General features: G+C 66.0%; 16 protein-coding genes, 1 tRNA gene and 1 pseudogene. 9 read left to right on the forward strand and 9 right to left on the reverse strand.

The genetic code is table 11. The annotated features are described in order from the left end of the window. Window positions 1–178: 178 nt before the first annotated feature. The gene (ybaK, locus tag NX05_RS20515) at window positions 179–652 is read right to left on the reverse strand and encodes a Cys-tRNA(Pro) deacylase (RefSeq protein WP_017118473.1); all 474 of its coding nucleotides are present in this window, start codon (window positions 650–652) and stop codon (window positions 179–181) included. Window positions 653–656: 4 nt separating this feature from the next. Next, a complete protein-coding gene (locus tag NX05_RS20520) occupies window positions 657–1142 on the reverse strand; it encodes an asparaginase domain-containing protein (RefSeq protein WP_039435901.1) in 486 nt (161 codons plus the stop codon). A gap of 298 nt (window positions 1143–1440) precedes the next feature. Between NX05_RS20520 and NX05_RS20525 the strand changes: the two are divergent. Beyond that, window positions 1441–1760 (forward strand): annotated as a pseudogene (locus NX05_RS20525) (glycoside hydrolase family 30 beta sandwich domain-containing protein); the annotation flags it as partial. Between the two features lie 205 nt (window positions 1761–1965). On the opposite strand, the gene NX05_RS20530 reads toward NX05_RS20525, so the two are convergent. Continuing rightward, window positions 1966–2310 carry a DUF2069 domain-containing protein gene (locus NX05_RS20530; RefSeq protein ID WP_010367338.1) on the reverse strand — a complete coding sequence of 115 codons (345 nt, stop codon included), beginning with the start codon at window positions 2308–2310 and terminating at the stop codon, window positions 1966–1968. Continuing rightward, entirely contained in the window at window positions 2307–2963 is a 657-nt protein-coding gene (gene wrbA, locus NX05_RS20535) for an NAD(P)H:quinone oxidoreductase (protein WP_017112881.1), read from the reverse strand. The genes NX05_RS20530 and wrbA overlap by 4 nt, the downstream gene beginning before the upstream one ends. A gap of 51 nt (window positions 2964–3014) precedes the next feature. Here wrbA and NX05_RS20540 point away from each other — a divergent pair, with 51 nt between their 5' ends. The 4 genes from NX05_RS20540 to NX05_RS20555 all read left to right on the forward strand — a co-directional run bounded on the left by NX05_RS20540 (window position 3015) and on the right by NX05_RS20555 (window position 6481). Beyond that, window positions 3015–4292, forward strand: coding sequence for a YihY family inner membrane protein (locus NX05_RS20540; RefSeq protein WP_010367329.1), 1278 nt, complete (start codon window positions 3015–3017; stop codon window positions 4290–4292). Beyond that, a complete protein-coding gene (locus NX05_RS20545) occupies window positions 4289–4900 on the forward strand; it encodes a TlpA family protein disulfide reductase (protein ID WP_039435908.1) in 612 nt (203 codons plus the stop codon). Before NX05_RS20540 ends, NX05_RS20545 begins: the two co-directional genes overlap by 4 nt. Then, window positions 4900–5166 carry an acylphosphatase gene (locus NX05_RS20550; protein ID WP_039435911.1) on the forward strand — a complete coding sequence of 89 codons (267 nt, stop codon included), beginning with the start codon at window positions 4900–4902 and terminating at the stop codon, window positions 5164–5166. The genes NX05_RS20545 and NX05_RS20550 overlap by 1 nt, the downstream gene beginning before the upstream one ends. An 85-nt stretch (window positions 5167–5251) precedes the next feature. After that, window positions 5252–6481 (forward strand): hypothetical protein, encoded by a 1230-nt coding sequence (locus NX05_RS20555; protein WP_039435913.1) that lies wholly within the window; start codon window positions 5252–5254, stop codon window positions 6479–6481. Here the strand turns inward: NX05_RS20555 and ppk2 are convergent. The 5 genes from ppk2 to hemA all read right to left on the reverse strand — a co-directional run bounded on the left by ppk2 (window position 6463) and on the right by hemA (window position 12325). Next, window positions 6463–7245: a polyphosphate kinase 2 gene (gene ppk2 / locus NX05_RS20560; protein ID WP_039435917.1), complete on the reverse strand. Its 783-nt coding sequence runs from the start codon at window positions 7243–7245 to the stop codon at window positions 6463–6465. The two genes, NX05_RS20555 and ppk2, sit on opposite strands and share 19 nt — an antisense overlap. Before the next feature lie 32 nt (window positions 7246–7277). Further along, window positions 7278–7796, reverse strand: a complete 519-nt coding sequence (gene moaB, locus NX05_RS20565; protein WP_039435920.1) for a molybdenum cofactor biosynthesis protein B — start codon at window positions 7794–7796, stop codon at window positions 7278–7280. Between the two features lie 464 nt (window positions 7797–8260). After that, on the reverse strand, window positions 8261–9967 hold the full coding sequence (locus NX05_RS20570; RefSeq protein WP_039435922.1) for an O-linked N-acetylglucosamine transferase, SPINDLY family protein: 1707 nt from the start codon (window positions 9965–9967) through the stop codon (window positions 8261–8263). Beyond that, window positions 9964–11049 carry a peptide chain release factor 1 gene (gene prfA / locus NX05_RS20575; protein ID WP_010367320.1) on the reverse strand — a complete coding sequence of 362 codons (1086 nt, stop codon included), beginning with the start codon at window positions 11047–11049 and terminating at the stop codon, window positions 9964–9966. Before prfA ends, NX05_RS20570 begins: the two co-directional genes overlap by 4 nt. Continuing rightward, window positions 11027–12325 (reverse strand): glutamyl-tRNA reductase, encoded by a 1299-nt coding sequence (gene hemA / locus NX05_RS20580; protein WP_039435926.1) that lies wholly within the window; start codon window positions 12323–12325, stop codon window positions 11027–11029. Before hemA ends, prfA begins: the two co-directional genes overlap by 23 nt. 65 nt (window positions 12326–12390) lie before the next feature. On the opposite strand from hemA, the gene NX05_RS20585 reads away from it, so the two are divergent. From NX05_RS20585 to NX05_RS20600, 4 genes are all read left to right on the forward strand, one after another. Beyond that, window positions 12391–14079 carry a tetratricopeptide repeat protein gene (locus tag NX05_RS20585; RefSeq protein ID WP_039435928.1) on the forward strand — a complete coding sequence of 563 codons (1689 nt, stop codon included), beginning with the start codon at window positions 12391–12393 and terminating at the stop codon, window positions 14077–14079. After that, complete coding sequence (gene lolB / locus NX05_RS20590) at window positions 14076–14729, forward strand: lipoprotein insertase outer membrane protein LolB (RefSeq protein WP_039435931.1); 654 nt, start codon at window positions 14076–14078, stop codon at window positions 14727–14729. Before NX05_RS20585 ends, lolB begins: the two co-directional genes overlap by 4 nt. After that, window positions 14711–15598, forward strand: coding sequence for a 4-(cytidine 5'-diphospho)-2-C-methyl-D-erythritol kinase (gene ispE / locus NX05_RS20595; protein ID WP_039435934.1), 888 nt, complete (start codon window positions 14711–14713; stop codon window positions 15596–15598). The genes lolB and ispE overlap by 19 nt, the downstream gene beginning before the upstream one ends. 3 nt (window positions 15599–15601) lie before the next feature. After that, window positions 15602–15678 (forward strand) — tRNA-Gln (locus NX05_RS20600). The last annotated feature ends 158 nt before the right edge of the window (window positions 15679–15836 follow it).

Here is a 15836-nt window from a genome sequence, read left to right on the forward strand (position 1 = left end):
CGAGAGCTGCTGACGACTGCTGTAGTGCGGCAGGCGTCAGCGCATGCGTGCAGTGTGGTGTGACATCGGCTGGGGGTTGAAGTCCAGGCAGATGATCGACTGCGATGCACCGCGTGAGCCGATTTGTGAGCGAGTGGCGTGCACACCAGCAAGTACGTGCGGCATCGCGGTTATGCGGTTACTCGCATAGTGCGCACGCGCGTGCGGCGAGTGCAGGCAACAGCTGGGCACCGGGCAATTCCAGCAGCAACCCGCGCTGGCCGGCGTTGATCCACAGCGCGGGTGCATCCAACGCCGTGGTTTCCACCAGCACTGGCGCTTGCCGTTGCTGGCCGAGCGGACTGATACCGCCAACCTTATAGCCGGTGCGACGCTCGGCATCGGCCACCTCCATCATGCGTGCCGACTTGCCACCGTACGCGCTGGCCAGTTTCTTTAACGACACCCGGCGGTCGCAGGGAATCACCACGCAGACCGCCTTGTCGTCGACCCACGCCATCAACGTCTTCAACACGGTGTGCGGCTGCAGGCCCAGCGCCTGTGCGGCTTGCAATCCCTTCGCATCGGCATCGGGCTGATAGTCGTACGGGTGCAACACGTAAGCCACGCCGGCAGCGTCCAATGCCTTGGTTGCACGGGTGGCCTTGCTCATGGTCTCAGACCGATTCGAAGCGATTGGCAGCCACGTTCTTGCGCACCTTTTCCGGATTCCAGATGCGGCCGTTCATGGCGATGTAGACGCCAGCCGGCAGCGATTGCACTGCACCGACGGCGCAACCGATATTGAATTCGGCATCCGAACCGCGGAAGCGTGCCGGGTTCAACGCGCCGGTCATCACGATGGTCTTGTCGGCGATGGTCTGCAGCACCTTGCCAGTTTCCACCATCGAATCGGTGCCGTGGGTGATCAGCACGTGGCGTGTGGGCTGGGCGGCGATGGTGGCACAGATCAGTTCGCGGTCGGCATCGGTGATGTGCAGCGAATCCTTGCGAATGATCGGAATCACCGAAAAATGGAAGGTCACGCCCAGTTCTTTCAAGATCAGGCCGATCTGCGGGTCGCCGATCTGGTAGTCCGATTTATCGTCGAAGTAGATCTTGTCGATCGTGCCACCGGTGGTGACGATCAGAAGGTCTTCCATTGCTGCGGATCCTGTAGGGCAAACGCGGTGCAGGCCGCGTGCGGGCCGCCATGATACCGCCCGGCCAGGGGAGTGGCAGTAAGACAGCGGCCTTGACCAACGGGTGCGCCGAATCTGCGCTAGCTGTGCCGAATGTGGCGGTGCTGCATGTGCTTGGGTTGATCCGGTGCAGGCATGCGCCGACCAGCGGAGGGTGATTTCCCGTTCAACACGGAGGGATCATGACGCACGCTACCAGCAGCCTTCGCACATGCAGCGCCTGCGCAGACGCTGGCTGCGGCGTTAGGTCCGAACCGGAGGCGACGCGATGTCGCAGTTCGCACGCTGCGTGCGTCCCGGCTCGGTGCGCATCGGCGCACCGAGCACCCGTATTCCGATGTCTCTCGGTCGCCGCCTACCGCACACACCGGACAACAAGCTGGTGCTGGTGGCGGTCAACACCGGCACTGGCCATCAGCGGCTGGATCTGACGTTACCGTCCGGCGCTGCCGCGCAGTTCGCCAAATACAGCACCTCGAGCACGCTCAATGTGGGGTTCGGCGGCAATTGCAGTGTGGTTAACGGCAGACTTTGCTGTATGTCGACCCGCAGGGCGTGACTACGCTGGTCGGAAACTAAGAGCGGCTATCGAACCGTAGCAAGTAATCGTCAGGTGGGCGTGGACGGTGTGCATGGAGTGGAGGCTCGGTACATGCCGCCCGAGCACCGGCCAGGTCCGCCTGACAATGGTCGCAGTTGGTGTGTTGGCTGCGCTCAGGAGTAGCCGCCTGAGTGCTTTCAAGTGGATGCGCTGGCACCCGCGGCATCGCGCAGTTGGGCAGCATCAATGCGGCGGGCGTTTCTTGCCGAAGCGCGCTGCCATGCCGGGGCCGCCCACCAGGCCAACAACCGCCAGGGCGAGCAGCAATTCCAGCCATGCCATACCACGTGCCTGCGGCTGGCTCCAGGCAGCCATCACGCCGTGGCTGAACCAGCCCAGCGCAAACACGCCGGCCCAGAAGCGGGCACGCGCGCTGCGTACCGCCAGCACGCCGGTCAGCGCGGCCGGCAGTACGAAGACGATGAGCGCGGCAATCGGGCGCGGGTCGTCGTGAAACCACACCGCGAACAACACCGCCAGCGCCAGCAGTGCGGCGCTCAGCAGCCAATGCATGACGCGCACGCTCATGGGCTTGCCAGCCGCCGCGCGATATCGGCCACCCGGCGGCCCAGCGCGCGCGCCAGCAGCGCTTCGTCCTCGCTCGGTTGCGGGTCTCCATCAGCGCCGGAGACATGGCTGGCGCCGTACGGCGTGCCGCCGCTGGTGGTGTGGCTGAGCGCGGCCTCGGTGAACGGGATGCCGACGATCAGGCAGCCGTGATGCAGCAGCGGCAGGTGCATCGACAGCAAGGTGGATTCCTGCCCGCCATGCATTGAGGCGGTGGAGGTGAACACGCCCGCCGGTTTGCCCGCCAGGGTGCCGCTGGCCCATTCGGCGCCCAGGCTGTCGAGGAAATGCTTCATCGGCGCGGCCATGTTGCCGAAGCGGGTGGGGCTGCCCAGCAACAGGCCGCTGCACTCGGCCAGATCGGCGCGGTCCACATACGGCGCGCCTTCGTCCGGGACCGGCGGGGCGCTGGTTTGAGTGACCGCAGCGACCGGAGGCACCGTGCGCAGCCGCGCGCTCATGCCGGGCACTTCGCCGATGCCGCGCGCGATCTGCCGCGCCAGCCGCGCCACCGAACCGCCCCGGCTGTAATACAGCACCAGAATCTCCGCCATCGTGTCTTTGCCGCCTGTGTGAGTTGCCGCAGTATCGACCAAGCCAGCCTGTTGCTGCACGCCGCAGCTGTGGCAAGGCCGCGATGACGGCGCATCGGGTACCCTTGCGCGATGTCGCGTGTGAACAAACTCCACCAATGGAAAGAGCGTCTGCGCGACCGCGCGCGGACGGTGAGCTTCGGGCGCTTTCTGTGGCGCCGCTTTCTCGACGACCGGCTGTTCCAGGCGGCCGCCTCGCTTGCGTACACCACCGTGTTTGCACTGGTGCCATTGGCGATCGTGGTGTTCGGTGTGTTGTCGGCATTTCCGGCCTTCAACGAGTGGAAGGACGCACTGACCGATTTCATCTTCAACAACTTCGTCCCCGGCGCCGCGCGCTCGGTACAGAACTATCTCAACCGCTCGCTGGAAGACCTGGGCAAGTTCACCGTGGCCGGTATGGTGGCGCTGGTGGCCTCGCTGCTGATCACCCTGCACAGCATCGAGCAGACCTTCAACAGCATCTGGCGGGTCGCCGCCGCGCGGCCGAAGGTGACGCGTTTCTTGATCTATTGGACGGTGCTGACGCTGGGCACCATGCTGGCCGCCGCCTCGATGGCGATGGCAGCGTATGTGTTCGCGCTGCCGCTGTTCCGCACCACCGAAGGCCAATGGCTGGCCGAATTCGCCTGGCGGCTGGCGCCGATGGCGGTGGAGTTCGTCTGTATCGTGCTGATCTACCGCGTAGTGCCGCAGCACGTGGTGCGGCTGCGGCATGCGCTGCCGGGCGCGCTGCTGGCGGTGATCCTGATGGAAATCGTCAAGTGGGGGTTTGGCTTTTATCTCGGTAATTTCCAGACCTATCAACGCATTTACGGCGCATTGTCGGCGTTGCCGATCCTGTTGTTGTGGATCTACCTGAGCTGGGTATCGGTGCTGCTGGGCGCCTCGCTGGCCTCGTCGATGGCGGCCTTCCGCTACCAGCCCGAAGCCATGCGGCTGCCGCCGGGCTTCGAGATCTACGGCCTGCTGCGTCTGCTCGGCCGGTTCCGCCAGGCGCGCGTCCACGGCGAAGGCCTGGACGAAGACCGCATCCTTGCGCTGGAACCCATGCTCACCGACACGCTGATGCAGGAGTTGCTATGCGAGCTCAAACGCATTCGCCTGCTGCGCCGCGACGAGCGCGGGCAATGGTTGTTGGCGCGCGATCTGGACGTGGTGCCACTGGCCGAGCTCTACGAAAACTGCCAACTGCGCGTGCCGATCGAAGACCGCCCGTTGCCGTGTCGCGACGATGCCTACGGCCAGGCCGCCGCCGCCACGCTGGAACAGCTACGCCAACCGTTGCGCAGCGTGCTGGCGCAACCGGTCGGCGACCTTTACACCCACCTTCCCGGAGGTCCTCCATGACTGTGCGTCTTGTCCGCGTCGCCTGTGCGCTGCTGTTGCCATTGCTGTTGCTCACCGCCTGCAAGCCCGCCAGCGAGGCCACTCCCGCCGCCGGCAACGGGGCCGCGCCGGCCGCCACCACCCAGACGCCGACTGCGCCGGCCACGCCCGCCGACCCGGCCGCACCGCCCGCCAGCTCGGTGGTGCAGCAGACCGCCGACATGCCCAAGCTTTCGCTGCCGACCGTCACCGGCGAGACCTACGACCTGGCCGCGCACCGCGGCAAATGGGTCGTGGTGAATTTTTGGGCCACCTGGTGCGCGCCGTGCTTGAAGGAAATGCCCGAGTTGTCGGCGCTGCACACCATGCGCGACAGCATCGAAGTGGTGGGTCTGGCCTATGAAGACATCACCAGCGCCGACATGCAGGCATTTTTGAAGGACCACCCGGTCTCCTATCCGGTGGCCATCCTCGACCCGTACCAGCCGCCACAGGACTTCGCCACCCCGCGCGGTCTGCCGATGACCTACCTGATCGGCCCGGACGGCAAGGTCGCCAAGCAATTCCTGGGCCCGGTCACCGCGCACGATATCGAAGCCGCCGTCGGCATCACCGGAAAGGCGGGGTAATGCAGGCGGCACGCTTCGCGGTGAGTGGGGTGGTGCAGGGCGTGTGGTATCGCGCTTCCACCCGCGAACGCGCCATCGCGCTGGGCTTGGTTGGGCACGCGCGCAACCAGGCGAACGGCAGCGTGGAGGTGGTCGCCGCCGGCAGCGCGGCGGCGCTGGAGGCCTTGGAAGCATGGCTGTGGCAGGGCCCACCGGCCGCGACGGTCACGGCAGTGACGCGCACGCCGTGCGCCGTTCCGCCGACTGAAGAATTTGTAACTGGCTGAGCGTGCGCCACTGAAGCAGGCCAACAGAGTTGGATGGCCTCGCCGATAACCTTGTCAACGCGATCAGGCGTGCACGGGGAATGTAATGGCCGCTCCATCTCAAGACCGCAACGACGGGCATGACCTGCCCGCACATCGCCGCAACCGCCAGATGGCGCAGTTGGCGCCGTGGCTGTATCTCGGTGTCCTGCTGGGCAGCGGCTGGTTGTTGTTTCTGCACCCGCACACCCGCGTGCTGCAACCCGAACAGGCGGCCACCAGTTGGCTGCTGGCCTGGATCTTCGGCGGCATCGTCGTCGGAGCGGTGGTGTGGAGCCTGCGTCTGGCACGCCAGGGGCTGGCTCAGCCCTCGGCAAACTATCCGTTGTCGGCGCGCCTGCCCGACTCGTGGGCCGATGCCTATGCCGCGCTCCTGCGCCCAGCCACCGCAGCCCCGATTGCTGCTGCCAAGCCGGACCCGGCCGGCGCCCAGCGTGGCGCCGCCTGGCACCGATTCGGCGGCGGCATGCTCAGCGCAGAAACGTTCGACCCCAACGACGCCACCCGCTCGCCGTGGGACGGGCTGGATGCGCAGGCGTGCATCGTGCGCCTGGACGATGTGCGTCAGGCCTGGCACAACGCCGCCGCCAACCGCACGCTGCAGCAGGAACGCCGTTACTGGCTGGATGTGGTGCTGTCGCTGCTCGACCACGGCGTGATGCGCCCGCTGCAGGACGGCTATCTGCCAGACACCGCCGCGCTGCGTACCGAACGCTTCTTGCTCGGCGCCGATGCCGGCCCGATCGTGCTGTCCGAAGTGTCAGCGTTGTTTGCGCGGCGTCTGGCCCTGGCCATCGAGACGATGCCGAGTGCCCAGCGCGAAGCCGCCGGCGTGCAATGGCGCCTGCTGCAACAGCTGCATGCGTTGGTGGCCGAAGGCCGCATGCTGGACGAGCGCTCGCAGGTGATCCAGGTGCTGGCATGGAACCCAGATGTGGACCTGGACCAGGTCGAAGTGGCCTACATCCTGGCCGCCGAATACCGCGAAGGCATGCGCGACTGGCTCCGCCGCGCCGCACTGGTGCGCCTGCCCGACAGCGCATTGCGGCTGGACGAAGTGCTGCTGTCGTCCTGTAGCCCGCTCGGCGCACAGGCCGATGACGTGGACTACATGGAGGCGATGCGCCCGCTGCATCGCGGTTTCATGCAGTTGTTCAGTCAGCGCCTGAGCCAGCTGGTGCTGCAGGCCGAGCAAGCCGAACGTCAGGCCGGCCTGCATCCGCTGCCGCGTGCCACTGCGGCCAGCAACGAACTCTCTCAAGACTGGGCGGTGTAATCGTCGATCGGTTCCAGAACGCCGTAGCGTTCCTTGTGCAGCTTGCCGGGCAATGGCGGCAGCTGCATCAACGTATCGGGCACCGCGGTGTCCGGTAGCCGGTCCAGCAAATCGCGGATCAGGCTCAAACGGCCACGTTTCTGGTCGTTGAAATCCACCAGCGTCCACGGTGCATCTGGCGTATGCGTCGCTTCCAGCATGCGTTCGCGCGCAGCGGTGTAGTCGTCGTATTTGGCGCGTGACTGCAGGTCCACCGGCGACAGCTTCCAACCCTTGAGCGGGTCTTCGCGGCGTTCGGCAAAGCGCTTTTCCTGCTCGGCCTGGTCCACGCACAACCAGTACTTGAACAGCAGGATGCCGTCGTCGACCAGCATCTGCTCGAAGCGTGGCGCCTGCTCCAGGAATAGGTTGTATTGCGCGTCGGTGCAATAGCCCATCACCTTTTCGACGCCGGCACGGTTGTACCAGCTGCGATCCATCAGCACCAATTCGCCAGCCGCCGGCAAGTGCGTCACGTAGCGCTGGAAATACCACTGCGTGCTTTCGCGATCGTTCGGCTTGGGCAGCGCCACTACACGGCACTGGCGCGGGTTGAGATGGCTGGCCATGGCCTGGATCACGCCGCCCTTGCCGGCGGTGTCGCGGCCTTCCACCAGCACCAGCGCACGCTGGTTGGTGTGGCGCAGCCAGCGCGCCATGTTGACCAGCTCCAATTGCATCGGCGCCAGCAACTTTTTGTAAGCCTTGCGTTTCAGGTGCGACATGCGCGTTCCAGCAACAGTGGAAAGCGCGCAGGCTATTCGCCCAGGCGTGGACGCAATGTCGCCAGATTGCAGGGCTTGGTGCGCGCATCCAGCTGCGCACGCACAATCTTTTCCCACGCTGTGCGGCAGGCCGAGGTGGAGCCGGGCAGGCAGAACACGAAGCTGTGATTGGCCAGCCCGGCAAATGCGCGCGACTGCAGCGAGGAGGTTCCGATTTCTTCCACGCTGATCGCGCGGAACATCTCGCCGAACCCAGGCATGACCTTGTCCAGCAACGGGGTGATCGCCTCCGGTGTGCTGTCGCGGCCCGTAAAGCCGGTGCCACCGGTGATCAGGATGCCATCGACCTGCGCATCGGCGATCCAGCCGGACACGATCGCTCGCATGCGGTAACGGTCGTCCGGGCAGAGTGCACGTTCGTGCAGCACGTGACCTTCGTGGGTGAGGGCATCGGCCAGGTAATCGCCGGAGCGGTCATCGGCCAGGGTGCGGCTGTCGGACACGGTCAGCACGCACAGGCGCAGCGGAATGAAGTCGAAAGTGGAAGGCATGCACGCAGCCTAGCGAGGCTGGGCCGCCGGGTACAGCGCTGCGGTGTGAAGTTGCATCGAGCGCCTACCTATCGGGTATAGAGTGATGCGTCGCCGTTAGCCCATGCTCCTGCGGGAGAGGGGTTGGGGTGAGGGTACGGCGGCAGGGAATGTTGCAGTGGTCACACCCTCATTCGGCGCTACGCATCCTTTTCTCCCAATGAAGGGGGCCAATGTTCCGACGGGAGAAGGAAATACAGCGTCGATGCGTATCCGCAGCGCTTGGAGGCGCCTCCAGCCACTCATCTCACGCAGCACATGGGTGCTGCATTCGACAACCGACATCTGGAAGCGCTAACAAAACGACTGGGCAGTCGCAGGCGGTCGCGGCTGGTGCTTGGAGACGGCATTTATCCCTCGCACCTTCGGCTCATGCGCGCCCTCTTCGCGCAAGTGGCGCCCGTTAGCCAACGCGTGGCAACGCTCTAAACCCCCAACCACCCACTGCGCTGAGCAACACCGCGCAGCAGCACAGCCAGATCATCCGCAAATCCGTCCATATCGAAAACACCACTGCGCAGGCGTTGCTCCGCCAACCGCGCACGCACGCCACGCAAGGCCTCCGCATCGCTCGCCAATGCGATTGCTTTGGCCACAAACGCAGCGTCATCGCCAACATTCATCTCATCCAGCCCCAGATGCTGATTGAGGCTGCCAGCCACACGCGCAGCAAAAGTCTCGCCCGGCGTGGTCAACACCGGGCAGCCTGCCCATAGCGCATCAGAGGCAGTGGTGTGCGCGTTGTAGGGATGCGTATCCAAAAACAGATGCGCATGCCGATAGCGCGCCAGATACTGTGGATGCGGCAACTTCGGCATGAAAATCAGGCGCTGCGGAGCCACGCCTTGTGCCTGCGCGAACGCACGCAATCGCGCATCCGCCTGGCCTGGACCGGACAGCAGCCACAACACGCTATCTGGAACCGCGCGTAATACCGCCAGCATGCGCAGCATGCTGCGTGCATTGAGCTTGTAACTGTTGTTGAAGCAGCACAGCACCACGCCCTGCTCAGGTAAGCCGCATTTCGCACGCGATGGCGGTTCGGCAACCGTGCGCGAGGTATCCGAGGGCTGGAACACACGCGGCAGGCGCAGCACCTGTTCGCTGTAGAACGGCTCCAGCGACGGCGGCAATGCAAATGCATCGCCCAACACATAGTCCATCCACGGTGCGCCCGAGGTGCCGGGATACGCCAGCCAGTTGAGCTGCACCGGTGCTGGGCGTAATGCAAAGACTTCCGGACGTCCGCCACCGCCCCAGCCGCGTAGATCGAACAGCAGATCGATGCCTAAGTCGCGAATGTGCTGCGCGGTCGCCACATGCCCGAGCGTGGTGACGTCGTGCAACTGCGTCGCCTGTGCCAGGCGCGCGCGAATCTCGCTGCCGTCGTCATGGCTGGTGGCGAACAGGTGCACCTGCAAGTCCGGCTGACGTCGCTGCAGCGCTTCGAACAACGCCACGGTCAGCAAACCGGTGGGGTGCGCGCCAAAGCCGTTGGAGACGAAGCCGAGCTGCGGTGCGCCGCGGCTGCGCAGCGTTGCCGCTGGCAGCGGGCGCAGAGACGCGGCAATCGCCTGCCCACGGGTGCGGGCGCACGCCAGTTGCTCGGCAGCGCTGGCGTCCTCGCTCAGGAACGCGAATGGCTCCACCGCCGCTTCGCCTTGCGCCACTGCAGTACGCACCTGCGCAGCCAGTGATTCCAGCTCGCGCCAATCGCATAGGCGGCGTCGCCAATTGAGTAATTGCGCGGTGATGTAGGGCGCGTCGGGCAACAGCTGATGCGCGCGCGTGTAGGCGTCGGCCGCCTGCTCCGGTTGGCCTGCATCTTCGAGCGCGTGCCCAAGCCACAACGCAATGCCCGGGTGCTGCGGCACCAGGTCCGAGGCCTGCTGTAGCAACGTGGCGGCTTCTGCATGGCGCTGCTGTGCCCAGCGCACCCGGCCCAGTCGCGCCACCGCTTCCGGGTGCCCAGGATGCAATACCAACGCGCGCTGCACGGCCGCTTCGCCGGCAGCGGTTGCGCCCATGCCGAGCTCGGCATCGGCCAGCATCAACCAGGCGACGAAATCGCCGGGCTGGCATCGCACTGCCTCGCGCAGCTGCAAGAGCTCGCGCGGGATCTGCGCACTCACGGGCTGTCGCTCAACCGTGCCAGTTCGTCGGCCTGATGCTCGTGCAGCAGCCGCGCGATCAATGCATCCAGATCGCCTTCGATGATGTTGGGCAGGTCGTACAAGGTCAGCCCTTCGACACGATGGTCGGTGATGCGGCCCTGCGGAAAGCTGTAGGTGCGGATGCGCTGGCTGCGGTCGCCGCTGCCCACCTGCAACTTGCGCGTCTGCGCTTCTGCTGCAGCCGCCTTGCTGCGTTCGGCTTCCGCCAACTGTGCTTTCAGCCGCTTCATCGCCTTGTCGCGATTGGCATGCTGGCTGCGCTCGGTCTGGCATTCCACCACCACCCCGCTGGGCACGTGGGTGATGCGGATCGCCGATTCGGTCTTGTTGACGTGCTGGCCGCCCGCACCGGACGAGCGGAATGTATCCACCTTCAGATCGGCTGGATTGATTACGATCTCTTCCACGTCATCGGCTTCGGGAATGATCGCCACTGTTGCGGCCGAGGTGTGGATGCGGCCCTGCGATTCAGTCGCCGGCACGCGTTGCACACGATGGGTGCCGGATTCGAATTTCAAGCGCGAATACGCACCGCGCCCGACCACGCGCGCCACCACTTCCTTGTAGCCGCCGTGTTCGCCGGGGCTATCGGATTCGATCTCCACTTTCCAGCCCTGGCGCTCGGCGTAGCGCGCGTACATGCGGAACAGGTCGCCGGCAAAGATCGCTGCTTCGTCGCCGCCGGTGCCGGCGCGGACTTCCAAAAACAGGTTGCCGTCGTCGCGCGGGTCGCGCGGTACCAGCAGCAATGCCAGTTGCGCGTCGAGTTCTTCCAGGCGCGCCTGTGCGGCGGCGATTTCCTCTTCGGCCAGCTCGCGCATTTCCGGGTCGCTGCGCATGGCTTCGGCCGCAGCCAGGTCGGCCTTGGCGCGCGTCTCGTCTTCCAGCGCCACCGCCACCGGCTCCAGCTGCGACAGTTCGCGCGACAACGTGCGGAACTTGTCGTTGTTGTTGACCACATCGGGGTCGGAGAGCAGGTGTTGCAGTTCTTCGCGGCGCTCGGCCAGCGCTTCGAGCTTACGGCGCAGGGTCGGCGTCATCGGTCCTCACGATCGGGGTAGCTATAGGGGGATGTTGGTAACCCGGTTTTTCCGGAAACAGCCGGTCGGCCGCGGTGGTCAATTCCAGGTCGTTGTTGAGCGCTGCATCGCGCAATGCGGCAGTGGGTGGATGCAGCAAGCGGTTGGTTAGCGCATGCGCCAACTGTTCCAGTACTTCGTCGGCGGCTTTGCCGTTGTGCAATTGCTGGCGTGCCTTGGCCAGCAGTTCATCGCGGGTGCTGTCGCCAAACGCGCGCAGCCGCTTGAGCGGTGCCTGGCGCGCGGTGGCCTGCAAGGTTTCGACATAGCGCGCCACCTGCAGGTCGATGATGGCTTCGGCCTGGTCGGCCGCTTCGCGGCGGCCGCGGCGGTTGTCTTCGACCGCGCGTTCCAGATCGTCCACCGTGTACAGGTAGGCGTCGCTCAACTCGCCCACGGAGGCCTCGATATCGCGTGGCACCGCCAGGTCGAACAGCAGCATCGGTTTGCGTTTGCGCGCGCGCAAGGCCTGTTCCACCTGCACGCGTGTCACCAGCGGCTCACGCGCAGCAGTGGCCGAAAACACCACGTCGGCCTCGGCCAGATGACGTTCCAGGTCGCCCAGCGGCAACGCGTAGCCGCCATGCTGGCTGGCCAGCGTCTGGGCGTGGGCGAGGGTGCGATTGGCGATCAGCAGACGACGTACGCGGCCTTCGCTCAAATGCTTGGCGGCCAGTTCGACGGTCTCGCCGGCGCCGATCAGCAGCACCGTGGATTCGTTGAGCCGGGCAAACGATTCCTGCGCCAGCCGCACCGCAGTGGACGCCACCGAGACCGGATTGGCGCCGACGCGGGTGTCGGTACGCGCACGCTTGGCCACCGAAAAGGTCTGCTGGAACAGCCGGTCCAGGCCGCTGCCCAGCGCGCCGTGTGCACGCGCCACTGCCCAGGCGTCTTTCACCTGGCCCAGGATCTGCGGCTCGCCCAGCACCATCGAGTCCAGCCCGGTGGCGACCCGGAACAGATGGCGTACCGCTTCGGCCTCCTGGTGCTGATACAGATAACCGCTCAGCCCGGGCGCATGCGTTTCCAGCCAGTTGACCAGGCTGTGCGCCTCGTCGGCCATCGCATACAACTCGGTGCGGTTGCAGGTGGACAGCAGCGCGGCCTCGCTCACCTGCGGCAACGCACGCAACGATTCGAGCGCGCGCGGTAGCGCATCACCTGCGAACGCCGCGCGTTCGCGCAGGTCCACAGGTGCGGTCTGGTGATTCAGTCCGAGCACCCACAACGTCATTGTTCAGTTGCTTGCGATAAGCTGGCGGCCATTTAGGGCCCCATTTTACGGCCCGGTTGCCCCCGATGCCTGTATCGATTCGCATCCTGAGTGTTCTTTTGCTGGTAGCAGTCTCCGCCAGTGCCACCGCAGCACCCAAGAAAGCACTGCCCGTTCCGCCGACCGGCAGTGCCGGCGCCTCGTCGCTGGAACCCGTGCTGGCCGGCGAATTCGCCTTGCAGGCCGGGCAGTTGGACGATGCCGCACGCGCCTATCTGGACGCAGCCAAGGCCGAAGCCGGCGATGCCGGGCTGGCCGAGCGTGCCGCCCGCATCGCCATGCTGGCCAACGACGACCCGCGCGCGATCGAAGCGCTAGCGTTGTGGCGCGCCCGCGCGCCGTCGTCGATGTCCATGCGCAGCACCGAAGCCTCGCTGGCCCTGCGCCGCAACGATCTGCGCACCGCTCGCCGCGACTTGCTCGTTTTGCTCAAGGAGCCCGATCCGCGCGGATGGCGCTTCGCATTGATTGCCCTGGCCAACGGCGGCCGCGAGCCGGAAGCCTCGGCCGATGTGCTCGAAGACCTGGTCAAAGCCGGCGCCATTCCGAATCAGATCGAAGCCTGGCAGGAATTCGGCCGGCTCGCGCTGCGCATGGAGCGCCCGGCGCTGGCCAAACGCATCGTCGACGAAGTGGTGCGCCGCTTCCCCGAAGAACCACGCGTGGCCTTGTTGCACGCTACCCAGCTGCAGCAGGAAGGCAAGAACGACGAAGCGCTGGCGCTGCTGAAGACCATCGAGCCGCAGGCGGTCAAGGACTCCGAGCTGCGCGGCGCGCTGGCCTTCGCCTACGACGCCATGGGCCAGACCGAAGCCGCCGCGCGCGTGCTTGCGACCGGGCCGCAGGACACCCAGACCTACGGCTTGCGTGCCTCGATGCTGGCCAAGGAAAAAGACCGCAGCTCATTGGAAGCGCTGTACGCCGAGCTGAAAAGCAATGCCACCAAGCCCGATCCGGACCGCCGTCTGCTGCTGGGCAAGATCGCCGAATTCCTCAAGCGCTACGACGAGGCGGTGGAGTGGTATCGCGGCGTGCCTGGCGGCCCGCAGCTGAGCGAGGCGCGTCTGCGCGCCGCCAGCGCGCTGTACGAACTGGGCCGCAAACCCGAAGCGCTTGCCGAAGCCCGCGCCCTGCAGGGCGATGCCACTGCCGACGATGACGCCCGCCGCGACGCCTACGTGCTCGAAGCCGAGCTGCATCAGCGGGCCAACGACGCCCCGGGCGAATTGGATGCCTTCGAACGTGGCCTGGCGGCTTATCCGGACGACAGCGCGCTGCTGTACGCCCGCGGGCTGGCCTGGGAGCGGCGCGACGATGTCCCGCGTGCCGAGGCCGATCTGCGCAAGATCCTGGTGGCCGAGCCGGAAAACGTCGCCGCCCTGAACGCGCTGGGCTACACCTTGGCCGACCGCACCACTCGTTATAAGGAAGCGTTGGCGCTGATCGACCGCGCCCGCACCGCCGACCCGGACAATCCGGCCATCGTCGATAGCTATGGCTGGGTGCTGTACCGCATGGGCCGCACCAAGGAAGCGTTGGTGCAGCTGCGCCGCGCCTGGGCGCTGGTCAAGGACCCGGAAATCGCCGCTCACGTGGGCGAAGTACTGTGGGTCAGCGGCAAGCAGGACGAGGCACGCCGTTACTTCGACGAAGCGCGCCGCCTGGACCCGGACAACCGTGCGCTGCAACGCGCCGTGGAAAAGTTCGGGCTATGAGCAAGGCGTTCCGCATGCTGGCCCTGAGCGGGCTGGTGCTGGTCGGGCTGTCGGCCTGCGTGAGCGTGCCGCGCGGGCAGGGCAGTGGCGCGGCGGTAGTTGAGCAAGTCTCCGAGAGCGCCCGCCAGGCGGAAGCCGCCCGCCAAGCCTGGCTGCAGGCGCATCCCACCTGGTCGTTCCAGGGTCGGGTGGCGATCAGCAAGGACCGCAATGGCGGCAGCGGCCGCATCGACTGGCAGCAGGACGGTCCGCGCTACCGCGTGCAACTCAGCGCGCCGGTTACCCGGCAAAGTTGGGTGCTCACCGGCGACACCACCAGCGGCGCCGGCCGGCTGGAAGGGCTGGACGGTGGCCCGCGCAGTGGCCCCGATGCCGAGCAGGTGTTGCTGAAAGCGACCGGCTGGACCATCCCGGTCAAGCAGATGCCGGACTGGGTGCGCGCGCTGCGCATCGCCGACGCTGGGGCCGCGCGGGTCGAGCTGGATGCCGCAGGCCGCCCGCGCACCGTGCAGCAGGACGGCTGGATCGTCGAATTCCTCGCCTGGACGCCCGCCAGCGCCGACCAGCCCGAGCTGCCGCAGCGGATCGAAGCCCGTAACGGTGAGGCCAAGGTGCGCCTGCTGGTCGACCAATGGACCGTATCGCCCTGATGGACGCGCCGGGCAATGATTGGTCGGCGTGGCCTGCGCCGGCCAAGCTCAATCTTTTTTTGCAGATCACCGGGCGCCGTGCGGATGGCTACCACCTGCTGCAGACCGTGTTCCGGCTGCTGGATTGGGGGGACACCATTCATCTTCGTCTGCGCAGCGACGGCCAGATCCTGCGCATCGGCGAGAGTTTGCCTGGCGTGGCCGAAGACGATGACCTTGGGATCCGCGCCGCGCGCCTGCTGCAATCGGCAACCGGCGCCGGGGCGGGCGCGGAGATCCGAGTCGACAAGCGCATCCCCGCCGGCGGTGGTTTCGGTGGCGGCTCTTCGGACGCGGCGACCGTGCTGGTGGCGCTCAATGCCTTGTGGGGCTTGGGTCTGGAGGCTGATGCGCTGGCCGAACTCGGCCTGCAGCTGGGCGCGGATGTGCCGGTTTTCGTGCGCGGCCGCAACGCCTGGGCCGAAGGCGTGGGCGAACAACTGACCCCGATTGCCCTCCCGAAAGCGGCCTATCTGCTGGTCGATCCGGGCGTTCACGTACCGACCCCGGTGTTATTTCGATCACAGGAATTGACGCGGGATGCTGCGCCCGCGAAAATACCGGACTTCGCTTCCGGTTCTCTGCTCGACAATGCGTTCGAGCCGGTTCTGCGGCGCCGCGAACCCGCCGTTGAGGCAGTGTTTCAGGCGCTTTCCAGAGTCGGCACACCGCGATTGACCGGGTCGGGAAGTGGCTGTTTCGTCGAATTCGCCACGCGCGCTGCTGCAGAGCAGGCCATGGCGCAGTTGCCGGACAGCCTGCGGGCGTGGGTGGTGGAGGGTGCAGCGCACTCACCATTGCTCGACGTACGTGACGCGATGAAGTTTTGATGCAGGGGCGTCGCCAAGAGGCCCAAGGCACCAGGTTTTGATCCTGGCATTCGTAGGTTCGAATCCTACCGCCCCTGCCAGTTTGTCTAGAAAAGCAGGTCCACCTGCAAACGTTTTAACTGCAGATCCCTCTGCAGCATCTCGCGCATCCTTGCGCGGGAATTGAACGAAAAGCCCGGCATTGGTCGGCTTTGTCCTGCTCCACCATCGACCCGCACGCTCTTCGCCGCAGCCCGAG

The sequence above is a fragment of the Xanthomonas vasicola genome (assembly GCF_000772705.2).
In the GTDB taxonomy this organism is placed as follows: domain Bacteria; phylum Pseudomonadota; class Gammaproteobacteria; order Xanthomonadales; family Xanthomonadaceae; genus Xanthomonas; species Xanthomonas vasicola.